Genomic DNA, 14562 nt, shown 5'->3' with positions numbered 1-14562 from the left:
ATGAAAAAGATAGCCTGGCAGAACATGAAACACATCGTTGTTCTCGGTCTTGGAAAGACCGGGGTTTCTGTGCTGCGCTATTTACAAAATAAAAAACAACAGGATAAGAACCTGCAGGGTGTCCATATCCGGGTGTTTGATTCGCGCCAGAATCCTCCGGGTCTGGATGAAGCTAAACAAATACTGGGTGATGCTGAGTTCCTGAATCGCCGCTGGGAATTAGAAGATACGCTTGCTGCCGATATCGTCATTGCCAGCCCGGGAATCGATTTAAGAGAAGAGCCGTTAGTGTTAGCTCGTGATGCTGATATTCCGGTTGTTGGTGACGTCGAACTGTTCGCGCAAGAAACAAAACTTCCCATCATTGCTGTAACCGGCTCAAATGGTAAGTCTACGGTCACTCGAATGGTTGAATTTATTGCAGAACAATGCGGTAAAAACGTCGTCGCGGCGGGCAATATTGGCCTACCGGTGCTGGAGCTGCTTCAGCAGACAGAGCAGCCGGATGCGGTGATGCTGGAACTTTCCAGTTTCCAGTTAGAGTCGATTACTAGCTTAAAACTGGAAGCCGCTGCGTTAATGAACATTAGTGCTGATCACATGGATCGTTACAGCAGTGTGGATGAGTACATCAAAGCGAAACAACGAATTTTTACGAATGCAAAAAACTGGGTACTGAACCGGCAACAGCAGGACACCTGGCCGCACCCCGTTACCGGGAAATTAATGACTTTTGGTAACGATTCGCACCCGCAGCATTTTGGTTTGCTTTCCGGTAATGTCGACCGTGTTAGCGGGCCGGTGGCTGTGACCTTCCGCGGCAAAGTGGTGTTAAGGGCCGATCAGTTACAACTGCAGGGCATTCATAATCTGGTTAATGTACAAGTGGCTCTGGCGCTGTGCCAGGCAATTGATATTGATATAGAACAGGCCATTCAAGCGGTTAAGGACTTTAAAGGGTTACCTCACCGTTGCGAATTGCTTAGCAATGACGCCGGCGTGCTTTGGGTTAACGACTCAAAAGCCACCAACATTGGCGCGACAGCGGCTGCGGTTGAAGGTTTGCGCCCTATGGTCAGCGGACGGCTTCTGTTGATTGCCGGAGGGGACGGTAAAGGTGCCGACTTCCGGGAGTTACAGTCCACTTTGGAGAAGGTGGATATTTTGTTGACCATTGGTGAAGATGGTCCCCGCATCGGCCAGCTATTTAACGGCTCCCGTCAGGTGAAAAGCCTGCGGCAGGCTGTGGAGTTAGCATCATCGTTAGTACAAGCGGGCGACATGGTGTTGTTATCGCCAGCCTGTGCAAGCTTTGATCAGTTTAAAAACTTTGAGCATCGCGGTGATAGTTTCCGTCAGGCAGTGGAGGCGCTTTATGTCGACAGTGCGTGAAGAACAACTGAATCTGGAAATGCCAGCGGCTGATGACCGCAGCCGTTGGCAGCAACTGCTGGATTGGTTACACCCCCAAACCAGCCAGCCGTTATACGACCGTGTGTTATTCACGCTGGCGATGTCGTTACTGGCATTCGGGTTTATTATGGTCACTTCGGCGTCGTTACCTACTGCTGAAAGACTGACCGGAAACCCATTTCATTTTGCCATTCGTCATGGTGTCTATTTGGTGGTGAGTGTCTTGGTCATGCTGGGAACCTTGCGTATTCCGAGCGATACCTGGAACCGGCACAGCGGTAAGCTATTGCTTATCGGTTTGATGATGCTGCTCTTAGTTCTGGTGATTGGACACGAAGTGAACGGTTCACAACGTTGGATTAAAGTCGGCCCCATTACTTTCCAGGCGGCCGAAGTGGCCAAGATATTCTTTTGTATTTATATGGCCAGTTATCTGTCCCGGCGCGAGGACGAAGTGCGTGAAGCAACCAAAGGCTTTATAAAACCTTTGGTTCTGTTGTTTATCGCGTCGGTGCTTCTGCTGATGCAGCCGGACTTCGGTACCGTGGTTGTGCTTTCAGCAACAACGGTCGCCATGCTGTTTCTGGCCGGTGCCCGGTTATGGCAATTTTTCGCGGTCTTTATCACCTGCGTGCTGGCGCTTATTTTGTTGATCATTGTCGAGCCTTACCGGATGCAGCGGTTGCTGACCTTCTTAGAGCCGGAAAAGGATCCTTTTGGGGCCGGCTATCAACTGATGCAGTCTTTGATTGCTTTTGGACAGGGGCAATTTAGCGGTGCGGGTCTGGGCAATAGCATTCAGAAATTGCAGTACCTGCCGGAAGCCCATACCGACTTTATTATGGCGGTGGTTGCAGAAGAATTGGGTTTCCTTGGTGTACTGGCCGTTATTGCGACCGTATTAATGCTGGTTTGGCGGGCGTTGATTATTGGTCGCCGCTGCCTGATGCTTGAGCAGCGTTACGGCGGTTACCTGGCTTATGGCATCGGTATTTGGTTCAGTATTCAGGCGTTTGTGAACATTGGTGTGGCCTCAGGGGCCCTTCCCACCAAAGGGTTAACTTTACCGCTGGTCAGTTATGGCGGGAATAGTCTGATTGTTTCAGCCTTGTCTGTTGGTTTGTTATTACGTATTGATCATGAGCGCCGGATGAGTGGCCGAAAAGTAGCGCCACGCGGAGGTGCTGAATGAATCGTGTGTTAATAGCAGCCGCGGGTACCGGCGGTCATATTTTTCCCGCATTGGCGGTCGCTGAGCAACTGCGCGATAGTGGCTGGCAAGTCGACTGGTTGGGCACTCAGGAAGGACGGCTGGAGAGTCGAGTGATTCCGGTGGCGGGTTTCCCGCTACACAGCATCCGCATGACGGGCGTTCGCGGTCATGGGCTGAAAAGAAAGTTACTGATGCCTTTAACCTTAGCAAAAGCGGTTTTGCAGTGCAGGCGTTTATTGAAAAAACTGCAACCGCAAGTGGTTGCCACCTTTGGTGGTTATGTCTGCGCGCCCATGGGCCTGGCAGCAAAACTTTGCGGCATCCCGTTGGTTGTGCATGAGCAAAACGCTATTCCGGGTATGACAACCCGGCTGTTAGCTTCCAGAGCCAATAAGGTGTTCCTGGGTCTGCCGGTCGCTCTGCCACAGTGGCAGCAGTACCCGGTGGTCGGCAATCCATTGCGTAACGGGCTACTGAAACAAGCAACTGAACAGGCAGAAAACGCGGCAATGACCGGTGAATTAAATTTACTGGTGGTGGGCGGCAGTTTAGGTGCTCAGGTATTGAACGAAGCGGTACCGGAAGCCGTCAAAGCATTAGAGGGTATCGAGCTTAACGTTGTGCATCAATGTGGTGTGGATCGTGAAGCCGTTACTGAGCAGGCGTATGAGAATGCCGCTGCACTGAAAATGCTGACCGTAACTGAATTTATTGACGATATGGGGGACGCCTTCAGTCGTGCCGACTTGGTGATATGCCGCGCAGGGGCTCTAACCATTTCTGAGCTGGCTGTCATGGGTGTGGCCTCCATATTAGTGCCTTTGCCTCATGCGGTAGATGACCATCAGACGGCTAACGCGAAGGTTTTAGAAAGCCGCGGTGCAGCGATTTTAGTACCGCAAACGGAAGTAACGAAAGGCGCATTGAAACAACAGTTAAAACGTTTATTGCATGACAGACAACAACTGTGGACAATGGCGCGTTTCGCTCGTCAGTGTGCAATGCCGGAGGCAACGCAACGACTGGCGAATGAATGTATGGAATATAAACAGAGCGATGACTAGCATGACCGCAACCAACGCACAGCCATTTACCATTGTGAACGTACCGGAAATGCGCCGGGTACAGCGAATACACTTCGTGGGTATCGGTGGCGCCGGTATGGCGGGTATTGCAGAAGTTCTGTTGAATCAGGGCTACCAGATATCGGGCTCAGACATTGCCGAAAATGCGAATACGGAACGTTTACGCAGCCTCGGCGCTACGGTCGTGCTAGGCCATATGTCCAATAATATTGAAGGCGCCAGTGTGGTGGTCGTATCCAGCGCAATTAAAGCGGATAACGCGGAGTTAGTAGCGGCTCATCAGTTGCGGGTACCGGTTGTACGCCGAGCAGAAATGCTGGCTGAACTTATGCGCTTCCGCCACGGTATTGCGGTTGCCGGCACGCACGGTAAAACCACAACCACGTCGCTGGTTGCGAGTATTTTTGCTGAAGCCGATCGCGATCCAACCTTCGTCATTGGAGGCTTGCTGAACAGTGCGGGTTCTAATGCCCGGTTGGGGAACAGTAAGTACCTGATAGCTGAAGCGGATGAAAGCGACGCATCGTTTCTGCATTTACAGCCGATGGTTGCGATAGTGACGAATATCGAAGCAGACCATATGGATACCTACGAAGGTGACTTCAATAAGTTGTTGGACACCTACGTCGAGTTTCTGCATAACCTGCCATTTTATGGCTTAGCGGTTATGTGTGTTGATGACCCGGTGGTAGCTGATTTAATCCCACGGTTGGGTCGTCAGACGATGACTTATGGCTTTAGTGAAGCGGCAGATATTCGGGCGATTAACTATAAACAAACCGCCAGCGAAAGTTGTTTTACGATTTTAAGGAAAGGCCTGCAGCCGTTAGATGTCTGTCTTAACCTGCCGGGTAGGCACAATGTGTTGAATGCCCTGGCTGCAGTCGCTGTTGCTACAGATGAAGGTATTCATGACGAAGCGATCCAGTCGGCGTTAAACAAATTTGAAGGTATTGGACGGCGTTTTCAGCACTATGGAAACTTCCCTTTACCTAATAAAGAGCCAGGCGAAGTCATGTTGGTGGATGATTACGGTCATCATCCGTCTGAGGTTGCAGCAACCATTCAGGCCGCACGTGAAGGTTGGCCTGAACGGCGCCTGGTTATGGCATTTCAGCCGCACCGATATTCACGGACGCGTGACTTATATGAGGATTTCGTCAACGTGCTTTCGCAAGTTGATGTGTTGCTGATGCTGGAAGTCTATAGCGCAGGAGAGACACCGGTTAGCGGAGCTGACAGCCGCTCACTGTGCCGTTCGATACGGCAGCGCGGACAGATAGATCCTATTTATGTTGCCACAGTGGATGATATGCCGGAAGTACTGCAATCGGTTCTGGCTGCAGGTGACTTACTGTTGACTCAGGGGGCCGGAAACATTGGCGCACTGGCAAAAACCATTGCAACGGAGGTGCTGAGTAATGAGCGCTAACGACTTTGGCAAAGTGGCCGTCATGCTGGGTGGTAATTCCGCCGAGCGAGACGTTTCCCTGAAGTCAGGAATGGCGGTATTAAAAGGCCTGGTCGCCAAAGGTATCGATGCGCATGCATTTGATCCGGCCGCGCATAGCTTGCAGGAACTTATCGATGATGGCTTTGATCGTGTGTTTATCGCGCTGCACGGTCGTGGCGGAGAAGACGGTAGCATGCAGGGTGCGTTGCAGATACTGGAAATGCCTTATACCGGCAGTGGTGTTTTGGGCTGTGCGCTGGGCATGGATAAAGTGCGCTGTAAGCAAATTTGGGACTCTTTGGAGTTGCCGACAGCGAATTGGCGAGTTATTACGCAAAATGAAATAGAACAAGTGAACGCCGAAGCTCTGTTGTTAGAGCTTGGCGGTAGAGTCATCGTTAAACCAGCACGGGAGGGCTCTTCCATTGGTATGAGTAGCGCGGATAGCGCACAGCGGCTAGAGGCAGCATTAAAGTTCGCTGCCGAATTTGATGATGACATTCTGGTTGAGCAATGGATTGAAGGCCCTGAATACACCATCGGCTTGCTGGATGGCAATGCTTTACCGGTTATCCGGCTGCAGACGCCGCATGAGTTTTATGACTTCGAAGCCAAGTATCAGGCAAACGATACGCAATATCACTGTCCTGCGGGGCTAAGTGATGAAGATGAAGCCAAGCTTCGGCGTTTGGCTGAACGCGCATTTGCAGCAATAGGTGCTGATGGTTGGGGACGCATTGATGTCATGCGTAACACTGAGGGTGACTGGTTTCTGCTCGAAGCCAATACGGTACCCGGGATGACAGAAAAAAGTTTGGTGCCTATGGCAGCAAAAGCAGCAGGATTAAGTTTTAACGATTTGGTGGAGCGCATTTTAGCGCAAACACTGGAGCGCTGATGATGGCCGCTGAGCAGCGCCTGCGTTCCGTCAATTTTTGGTCAGGTGTCACGGTATTATGCCTGACTATAGCGGGTGCGCTGGTTGGTATTTACCAGTTAAACCAGGTGCTGACAGACGAACAACAGGTGCCGTTAGCTGAGTTAAATGTACAAGGTGAGCTGCAGTATACCGCCAATGATGAAGTTCGGCAGGCGTTAACAGCCGAACCGCTGGGAAGTTTTTTTACGGCCGATGTGAATGACTTAAGGCGTCGGGTGGAGCAGTTGCCCTGGGTACGAAGCGCATCCATTCGCAAAGTTTGGCCGGATAAATTGTCGGTTTATGTGACAGAACATCAACCGGTTGCGATGTGGAACGGTGACCGCCTGATAAACCAGCACAGTGAGGTTTTTCGGGCGGATATAGAAAAAGTGGATGCGGGATTACCGCAGTTATTTGGACCAGAAAACGCAGTTGATGAAACCTGGAATGAATTTAATCGGGTTCAGCAAATGTTAGCGGTTAATGGTTTCCAGGTAAGGGCGTTGAGATTAACCGAGCGTTTTGCGGTCAGCATCGTTCTGGCTCAGGGAATTGAAGTCAAGCTGGGGCGTGAAGCCACGTTAGAAAGAATAAAACGGTTTATCGATGTGTTTCCCAGCATCCTTGACCATGAAAAAAGTAAAAACAACGAAATCGATACTGTGGATTTACGATATGACACCGGGGCTGCAGTGGCCTGGCGTGAAGCTAAAAGTGAGAGTTAGACGGGTATGTCGAAAACATCAGAACACAATATGGTTGTCGGTCTGGATATAGGCACCAGCAAAGTGACGGCGCTCATTGGCGAATTACTGCCGGATAATGAGATCAGCGTTGTCGGCGTTGGTACAGCGACCTCACGAGGTATGGACAAAGGTGGGGTCAATGATCTGAACCTGGTGGTGCAATCGGTCCAGCGTGCCGTTGATGAAGCCGAACTGATGGCTGACTGCCGTGTGGCGTCTGTGTACCTGAACATTTCCGGACGTCATATTTCCTGCCAGAACGAAAGTGGCATGGTGCCGATTAACGAGGCGGAAGTTACGCAAGACGACGTCGACAGTGTGATTCATGCCGCGCAGTCAGTGCCTATCGCAAAAGAGCGCCGCATTTTGCATGTGTTGCCGCAGGAGTATGTGATTGACTCGCAGGAAAGCATTCGCAGCCCAATTGGCATGTCCGGTGTTCGCATGGAATCCAAAGTGCACATTATTACCTGTGCCAACGACATGGCGAAAAATATTATTAAAGCGGTTGAGCGTTGCGGATTGTCGGTGGACAAACTGATTTTCTCAGCGCTGGCCTCGAGCATATCGGTACTGACCGATGATGAAAAAGATTTAGGTGTGGCGCTGGTCGATCTAGGCGGCGGCACCATTGATATTTGTATATACGCGGGCGGTGTATTGCGTCATACCGCCGTTATTCCGGCGGCAGGTAATCAGGTCACCAGTGACATTGCCAAAATTTTCCGTACACCGACTAATCATGCGGAAGAAATTAAAACCAAGCATGCTTGTGCGTTGCGGCAAATGGTCAGTATGGAAGACACCATTGAGGTACCCTCGGTGGGCGGACGTCCATCAAGGGTGATGTCACGCCATACTTTGTCGGAAGTGGTGGAGCCGCGTTATCAGGAATTATTCGAATTGGTCAGGGACGAAATTCAGCAAAGCGGTTTAGACGAGCAAATCGCAGCCGGAGTGGTTATCACCGGTGGCAGCGCAAAGATGGAAGGTTGCGTCGACTTTGCTGAGGAAATTTTTCAAATGCCGGTTCGTATCGGCGTTCCTCTGGGCATGAAAGGCCTACGGGATTACGTCGAGGATCCGGTTTATGCCACAGCGGTGGGACTGTTACGGTATGGGCAGGAAGATGCCGCTGTGTCACAAAAAGAAAGCTCTAAAACTGACGTGATCGGACTCTGGCAAAAAGTGCAGAGTTGGTTCAAAGGTGAGTTTTAACTTGGGGTAGCACGTTAAAAGCAGGTAGGGAGAATTATTATGTTCGAACTGATGGACAATTACGAAAGCGAAGCCGTCATTAAGGTGATTGGCGTCGGTGGTGGCGGCGGAAACGCTGTTCAGCACATGGTAAAAGAATCAATTGAAGGTGTGCAGTTTATTGCAGCCAATACCGATGCGCAGGCTCTGCGTAATCATACGGCAGATGTCACCATTCAATTAGGACAGGACATTACTAAAGGTCTTGGCGCTGGCGCCAACCCTGAAGTAGGTCGCCAATCGGCAGAAGAGGACCGCGAGAATATCAAAGTCCACTTAGAAGGTGCCGACATGGTCTTTATTGCAGCTGGCATGGGCGGTGGTACCGGAACCGGTGCAGCACCTGTGGTTGCTGAAGTTGCCAAAGAACTGGGCATTCTGACCGTTGCCGTTGTGACCAAGCCTTTCCCGTTTGAAGGGAAAAAGCGCATGGCCGTAGCCGACGAAGGTATTAACGCACTGGCACAAAGTGTCGACTCATTAATTACCATTCCAAACGAGAAGTTGCTTAAGGTAATGGGTCGTGGGACCAGCTTACTGGATGCCTTTAGTGCTGCAAACAACGTATTGTTGGGTGCGGTTCAGGGTATTGCTGAGCTGATTACTCGTCCGGGTCTTATCAACGTCGACTTTGCCGACGTTCGTGCGGTCATGAAAGAAATGGGTACCGCCATGATGGGTACCGGTGTGGCCAGCGGTGAAGACCGTGCGCAGGAAGCGGCAGAAATGGCCATCAACAGCCCGTTATTGGAAGACATCGACTTGTCCGGTGCTCGTGGTGTATTGATTAACGTCACTGCTGGCATGGACATGAGCATTGAAGAGCTCGATACCGTCGGTAACACGGTTAAAGCCTTTGCATCAGATAACGCAACCGTGATTGTAGGTACCGTTATCGATACGGAAATGTCTGATGAGCTGCGTGTAACGGTTGTCGCTACGGGTATTGGCGCTGAGCGCAAACCGGATATCTCGTTGGTTAATAAGACCGGCCAGGCAGCGCCTAAGCGTGAACCTCAACCAGCCTACCGCAGCGATATTGACCGCGGTGCAGCCGCTCCTCGTTACGAAGAGCAGGAAGAGGCACAACCAGAGGCGAAAGCGGAACCAAAACGTCAGCCTGCTGCCAAAGCTAAACAGGATAAAGAACTCGATTACCTGGATATTCCGGCATTTTTGCGAAAACAGGTCGACTAATTTGACGTAACTCTGTGTAAGTGTGCATAAAATTTGATCGAACCATGACAAATGTCGTATAATATGCGGCCGCTTTGGCGTCAGTCAGGGCGAACCGAATAGAAAAGGTAGGTGAGCAAGTACCATGATTAAGCAACGTACATTACAGCAAGCAATATCAACCACGGGTGTTGGGCTGCATAAAGGCAATAAAGTAAACCTTACTTTACGGCCTGCGCCGGCTAATACGGGTTTGATATTCCGTCGTGTGGACCTTGACCCTGTGGTGGATATTCCAGCACGGGCCGACTGGGTGCGTGATACGCAGCTGTGTACCTGTCTTATCAATGAGGAAAACGTTCGCATTTCTACCGTCGAACATTTGCTCGCTGCGCTGGCCGGCGTTGGAATTGATAATGCGGTTATCGAAGTCGATTCGCATGAAATTCCAATTATGGACGGCAGCTCGCACCCGTTTGTTTACCTGCTACAAAGCGCGGGCATTGAAGAGCAGTCAGCAGCGAAAAAGTTCATCCGGATCAAACAGCCGGTACGTGTCGAAGACGGTGATAAGTGGGCGGAACTGCTACCCCACGATGGTTTCCGTATCGACTTTGCTATCGACTTTGAACACCCGGCTATCGCAGACACAGGGCAAACGGTCAGTATTGACTTTAGCGCTAACGCTTTTATCAAAGAAATCAGTCGTGCCCGGACCTTTGGCTTTATGAAAGACATTGAGTTTTTACGGGAAAACAATCTGGCACTGGGCGGCAGTTTTGATAACGCTGTTGTGCTGGATGAATTCCGCATTTTGAACAGTGACGGCTTACGTTACGATGATGAATTCGTAAAACACAAAATGCTGGATGCTATTGGCGACTTGTATATGGGTGGGCACAGTATCCTGGGTCACCTGCGTGCATATAAGTCTGGTCATGCACTGAACAATCAATTGCTTCAGGCTTTATTAGCGCAAGAATCAGCCTGGGAATTTGTGACCTTTGACGGTGAACAGGAAAAAGCGCCTATTGCTTTCTGGTCACCTGCAACCACGACAGCTTAGCCTTTATCGTTGGCGGTAAACTTTGCCGCCAACGCTTTTAACTCCGATTTCAACGGCTCATCACACCCTTCCGCCATAGCCAATAAACGATCTGCGCTATTTGAATCTTTTGGTTTCGTTATACTTTTCTTAAAACTGTTCATCGACGGAGACACCTTAATCGAAAGGCTGTGCACCGGGACCGTCGCATTGTGACGAAAATGCGTTATAATGGCCGCTTGCTGAAGTTTTAGCCGGGTTGCCCAACTACCGTTATCTACTTGAATGATCATTTGACCATCGCGGATATTCAGCAATTGGCAGTGTTGGTTGGTATTTTTATCAACGCATTGTTGAAACAATTGTTGCCAATGGGAAAGTTGGGCGGCAAACTGTGCATAGTGTCGTAAAGTTGACGACAGTGTCCGTTGACCGGAACGAAGCCATTGAGATGGGGTTTTCGGGTGTCGTGACATAGTTGCGTAGTAGGCAAATAATAAGAGAGTTCAGATGAGTTTATCAGTCTTTTATCGAGGCTCCAAAGTACGTTTTCGTATTCGTTTAAGTCGACGTCGGTTTTTCTCCTTTGTCGGCATTGCAGCCTTTGTTGGACTTGCCACCTGGCAACCTTGGCAATACCAGGGCATCGATCCCACATTAGCTCAGAATAAAATTACTGAAGAGCAGAAAAAGCTCGTGCTGCAGGAACAAGCGCTAAAAGAGCTGAAAGAAGATACTCAGAAGAGACTGGGTGCTATGACAGTTTACCTGGGTGAATTAAGAGCCCAGATGCGTCGCCTGGATGCGTTGGGTGAACGCTTAGCCGGGGTCGCTAATTTAGACAACGGCGAATTCAACTTTAACCAGGAGCTGCCTATTGGCGGGCCGGAAATTGAAGTCGCCGAGCTGCCACACAGTTCCGGTACGGATGTGATCAGCGAAATTGAAGATATGTTGTCGCAAATCTCCGACAAACAAAAACAGCTATCGCTACTTGAATCTGTGATGATGAATCACCAACTTACTAATGATGCCTACATTGCGGGTCGGCCCATTTCAGATGGTTGGTTGTCTTCGCAGTATGGTGTTCGTAAAGACCCTTTTAATGGCACACCCGCTATGCATAAAGGGTTAGACTTTGCCAGTTATAATGAAGAAGTCAAAATTATTGCGACCGGCGCAGGCGTAGTAACCTGGGCGGGTGATCGCTACGGTTACGGTATGCTGGTCGAAATTGACCATGGTGGTGGTTTAAAAACACGCTACGGACATAATGATAAGCTATCGGTGTCCGTAGGGGATGTTGTCACCCGTGGCCAACAAATCGCTGAAATGGGTAGCAGTGGTCGTTCGACCGGTCCGCACGTTCATTACGAAGTATTGCGTAACGGCCGTCAAATTGACCCTAACCAATTTGTGTATCGCAAAGCTGACTCACAATAACTCGGTAAATTAATTTAGAACGTAGGCGGTACTTCGGTACCGCTTTTGTTGTTCAGGAAAGTAACACAGGATAAATCAATCTCATGCTAGGCAGTCTGTTTCGAAAAGTATTTGGAAGTCGCAACGATCGCATTCTCAAAACTATGCAGAAAGACGTTGAGCGAATCAATTCGCTGGAACCCGAGTTTGAAGCATTAAATGATGCCGAGCTGAAAGAGAAGACCACGGAGTTTCGTAAGCGCCTGAACGAAGGCGAGCGCATTGAAAAAATCTTACCCGAAGCGTTTGCAACCGTTCGTGAAGCCAGTAAGCGTGTCTTTGGTATGCGCCATTTTGACGTGCAGCTAATTGGCGGCATGGTACTCAACGACAACCGCATCGCGGAAATGAAGACGGGTGAAGGTAAAACGCTGACAGCGACCTTGCCTGCTTACCTGAATGCGTTACCCGGTAAAGGCGTTCACATTATTACGGTGAACGATTACCTGGCCAAGCGTGACGCCGAGTTTAACCAGCCTTTATTTGATTTTCTGGGACTGACCGTGGCCTTTAACATTCCGGGCATGGCACCGGAAGATAAAAAAGCGGCTTACCAGGCGGATATCACTTACGGTACGAATAACGAATTTGGCTTCGATTACCTGCGCGATAATATGGCTTTTGCACCGCAAGACCGAGTGCAGCGCGAACTCAATTATGCGTTGGTGGATGAGGTTGACTCCATCCTGATTGATGAAGCACGAACGCCACTGATCATTTCCGGACCGGCTGAAGACAGTTCTGAAATGTACCGCAAAATGAATGAGCTGGTGCCGCAACTGGTCCGTCAGGAAGAAGAAGACACAGAAGAAGAGAAAGGCGACGGTGACTTCACCATTGATGAAAAAGCCAAACAATTGCATCTGACCGAGAACGGTCAGGAACACATTGAAGAATTGCTGAAAGAAAAAGGCATGCTGGAAGATGACGACTCGCTTTATTCAGCTGCCAATATCAGTTTATTGCACCACATTAATGCGGCATTACGCGCTCACCACCTGTTTCAGAAAGATGTCGATTACATCATTAAAGACGACAAGGTGGTTATTGTTGATGAGCATACCGGGCGTACAATGGAAGGGCGCCGCTGGTCTGAAGGCTTGCACCAGGCGGTAGAAGCCAAAGAAGGCGTGCCAATCCAGAATGAGAACCAAACACTGGCATCAATCACTTTCCAGAACTATTTCCGCTTGTACAACAAATTGGCCGGTATGACCGGTACAGCCGATACCGAAGCGTTTGAGTTCCAGTCGATTTACGGTCTGGAAACCATTGTGCTGCCAACCAACAAGCCGATGGTTCGTGATGACAGAGCCGACCTAATCTACCTGACCACGCTGGAAAAATACGAAGCCATAGCGGAAGACATTGAAGAGTGTCGCCGACAGAAGCGTCCGGTGCTAGTGGGTACGGTTTCTATCGAAAACTCCGAGTTGCTGTCGCAGTTGCTGAAGAAAAAGAAAATTCCTCACGCTGTACTGAATGCTAAATTTCACGAGCACGAAGCCGACATCATCGCTCAGGCGGGTCGCCCGGGAACGGTTACTATCGCAACCAATATGGCCGGTCGTGGTACCGATATCGTGCTAGGCGGAAGCTGGATGGCTGAAGTTGAAAAACTGGAAGAGCCGTCCAACGATAAGATTGAGACAATAAAACAAGACTGGCAGAAGCTGCACGACGCCGTTATTGAAGCTGGCGGCTTGCATATTATTGGTACTGAGCGTCATGAGTCGCGTCGTATCGATAACCAGTTACGTGGTCGTTCCGGTCGTCAGGGCGACCCGGGCTCGTCGCGTTTTTATCTGTCGCTGGAAGATCCTCTGATGCGCATTTTTGCCTCCGATCGTATGGCAACGATGATGAAGCGTCTGGGTATGAAAGAAGGCGAAGCCATTGAACACCCTTGGGTAACGCGAGCTATTGAAAATGCGCAACGTAAAGTGGAAGGCCGCAACTTCGATGTACGTAAACAGTTACTCGAATATGATGATGTCGCCAACGATCAACGTAGTGTCGTTTATGAACAGCGTAATGAACTGCTGGATGAAGGTAATATATCAGAGACTATCTCGGCCATTAGAGAAGATGTGATCAATGAGGTTATCAGCGAATATGTTCCACCGCAGTCTTTAGCGGAGTTGTGGGACTTAAAAGGTCTGGAAGAGCGTCTTCGTGGCGATTTTCATATCGAGCTGCCATTACAGCAATGGCTGGATGACGAAGAGCACTTCCATGAAGAAGTTCTGCGCGAACGGGTACTAGAAGAGCTGGTTAAGTCTTACCAGGAGAAAGAAGAAATGGTCGGGCCTGAAGTGCTGCGTCGCTTCGAAAAATCCATTATGCTGCAAAGTCTTGATCAGCACTGGAAAGAGCATTTGGCCGCGATGGATCACCTGCGTCAGGGTATTCACTTACGTGGTTATGCACAGAAAAACCCGAAACAAGAGTACAAAAAAGAAGCCTTTGCACTCTTTACCGAAATGCTGGAAGCACTCAAGCTGGATGTTGTTACTATTCTGAGCAAGGTAAAAGTCCGTGCTCAGGAAGATGTCGATGCCGTGGATGAGCAACGCAGGGCTGCTGATAGCGCACCTCGTGAATTCCGTCATGAACAGAGTGGTCCGGCGGCTGAGGAGCCAAAGCAACAGAGCGCTGCCGATACACAAGGTCAGCCGGTTCGAAAAGGCGCGAAAGTGGGCCGTAATGAACCTTGCCCTTGCGGGTCGGGTAAAAAATACAAACATTGTCACGGTAAACTGTAGGTTAC

General features: G+C 49.9%; 12 protein-coding genes. 11 read left to right on the top strand and 1 reads right to left on the bottom strand.

The annotated features are described in order from the left end of the window. The 9 genes from murD (at position 1) to lpxC (ending at position 10331) form a co-directional block, all read left to right on the top strand. Positions 1-1392, top strand: coding sequence for a UDP-N-acetylmuramoyl-L-alanine--D-glutamate ligase (gene murD / locus CWI78_RS05100; protein WP_126780882.1), 1392 nt, complete (start codon positions 1-3; stop codon positions 1390-1392). After that, on the top strand, positions 1376-2605 hold the full coding sequence (gene ftsW / locus CWI78_RS05095) for a putative lipid II flippase FtsW (protein WP_126780880.1): 1230 nt from the start codon (positions 1376-1378) through the stop codon (positions 2603-2605). The genes murD and ftsW overlap by 17 nt, the downstream gene beginning before the upstream one ends. Then, entirely contained in the window at positions 2602-3690 is a 1089-nt protein-coding gene (gene murG, locus CWI78_RS05090; RefSeq protein WP_126780878.1) for an undecaprenyldiphospho-muramoylpentapeptide beta-N-acetylglucosaminyltransferase, read from the top strand. Before ftsW ends, murG begins: the two co-directional genes overlap by 4 nt. Further along, positions 3683-5143 carry a UDP-N-acetylmuramate--L-alanine ligase gene (gene murC, locus CWI78_RS05085; protein ID WP_126780876.1) on the top strand — a complete coding sequence of 487 codons (1461 nt, stop codon included), beginning with the start codon at positions 3683-3685 and terminating at the stop codon, positions 5141-5143. Before murG ends, murC begins: the two co-directional genes overlap by 8 nt. After that, positions 5133-6062 carry a D-alanine--D-alanine ligase gene (locus CWI78_RS05080; RefSeq protein ID WP_126780874.1) on the top strand — a complete coding sequence of 310 codons (930 nt, stop codon included), beginning with the start codon at positions 5133-5135 and terminating at the stop codon, positions 6060-6062. Before murC ends, CWI78_RS05080 begins: the two co-directional genes overlap by 11 nt. Beyond that, positions 6062-6811, top strand: a complete 750-nt coding sequence (locus tag CWI78_RS05075; RefSeq protein WP_244213077.1) for a cell division protein FtsQ/DivIB — start codon at positions 6062-6064, stop codon at positions 6809-6811. The genes CWI78_RS05080 and CWI78_RS05075 overlap by 1 nt, the downstream gene beginning before the upstream one ends. Positions 6812-6817: 6 nt before the next feature. Then, positions 6818-8050, top strand: coding sequence for a cell division protein FtsA (gene ftsA / locus CWI78_RS05070; protein ID WP_054489880.1), 1233 nt, complete (start codon positions 6818-6820; stop codon positions 8048-8050). Positions 8051-8089: 39 nt separating this feature from the next. Next, complete coding sequence (ftsZ, locus tag CWI78_RS05065) at positions 8090-9286, top strand: cell division protein FtsZ (RefSeq protein ID WP_126780872.1); 1197 nt, start codon at positions 8090-8092, stop codon at positions 9284-9286. Positions 9287-9410: 124 nt separating this feature from the next. Beyond that, on the top strand, positions 9411-10331 hold the full coding sequence (lpxC, locus tag CWI78_RS05060) for a UDP-3-O-acyl-N-acetylglucosamine deacetylase (protein ID WP_126780870.1): 921 nt from the start codon (positions 9411-9413) through the stop codon (positions 10329-10331). On the opposite strand, the gene CWI78_RS05055 is transcribed toward lpxC, so the two are convergent. Next, complete coding sequence (locus tag CWI78_RS05055; RefSeq protein ID WP_126780868.1) at positions 10328-10786, bottom strand: DUF721 domain-containing protein; 459 nt, start codon at positions 10784-10786, stop codon at positions 10328-10330. The two genes, lpxC and CWI78_RS05055, sit on opposite strands and share 4 nt — an antisense overlap. 34 nt (positions 10787-10820) lie before the next feature. Between CWI78_RS05055 and CWI78_RS05050 the strand changes: the two genes are divergently transcribed. Then, on the top strand, positions 10821-11753 hold the full coding sequence (locus CWI78_RS05050) for a M23 family metallopeptidase (RefSeq protein ID WP_126780866.1): 933 nt from the start codon (positions 10821-10823) through the stop codon (positions 11751-11753). A gap of 83 nt (positions 11754-11836) precedes the next feature. Next, the gene (gene secA, locus CWI78_RS05045) at positions 11837-14557 is read left to right on the top strand and encodes a preprotein translocase subunit SecA (protein WP_126780864.1); all 2721 of its coding nucleotides are present in this window, start codon (positions 11837-11839) and stop codon (positions 14555-14557) included. The last annotated feature ends 5 nt before the right edge of the window (positions 14558-14562 follow it).

The sequence above is a fragment of the Idiomarina ramblicola genome (assembly GCF_003987255.1).
GTDB classification, from domain to species: domain Bacteria; phylum Pseudomonadota; class Gammaproteobacteria; order Enterobacterales; family Alteromonadaceae; genus Idiomarina; species Idiomarina ramblicola.
The sequence above is the reverse complement of the archived record's forward strand: the minus strand, read 5'-3'. Positions and strand labels throughout refer to the sequence as shown.

Coding starts and splice junctions, on each gene's coding strand:
- CWI78_RS05075 (WP_244213077.1), top strand. CDS start 6,062: ATGATGGCCGCTGAGCAGCGCCTGCGTTCCGTCAATTTTTGGTCAGGT.
- secA (WP_126780864.1), top strand. CDS start 11,837: ATGCTAGGCAGTCTGTTTCGAAAAGTATTTGGAAGTCGCAACGATCGC.
- ftsA (WP_054489880.1), top strand. CDS start 6,818: ATGTCGAAAACATCAGAACACAATATGGTTGTCGGTCTGGATATAGGC.
- murC (WP_126780876.1), top strand. CDS start 3,683: ATGACTAGCATGACCGCAACCAACGCACAGCCATTTACCATTGTGAAC.
- CWI78_RS05055 (WP_126780868.1), bottom strand. CDS start 10,786: ATGTCACGACACCCGAAAACCCCATCTCAATGGCTTCGTTCCGGTCAA.
- CWI78_RS05050 (WP_126780866.1), top strand. CDS start 10,821: ATGAGTTTATCAGTCTTTTATCGAGGCTCCAAAGTACGTTTTCGTATT.
- lpxC (WP_126780870.1), top strand. CDS start 9,411: ATGATTAAGCAACGTACATTACAGCAAGCAATATCAACCACGGGTGTT.
- murD (WP_126780882.1), top strand. CDS start 1: ATGAAAAAGATAGCCTGGCAGAACATGAAACACATCGTTGTTCTCGGT.
- ftsZ (WP_126780872.1), top strand. CDS start 8,090: ATGTTCGAACTGATGGACAATTACGAAAGCGAAGCCGTCATTAAGGTG.
- CWI78_RS05080 (WP_126780874.1), top strand. CDS start 5,133: ATGAGCGCTAACGACTTTGGCAAAGTGGCCGTCATGCTGGGTGGTAAT.
- ftsW (WP_126780880.1), top strand. CDS start 1,376: ATGTCGACAGTGCGTGAAGAACAACTGAATCTGGAAATGCCAGCGGCT.
- murG (WP_126780878.1), top strand. CDS start 2,602: ATGAATCGTGTGTTAATAGCAGCCGCGGGTACCGGCGGTCATATTTTT.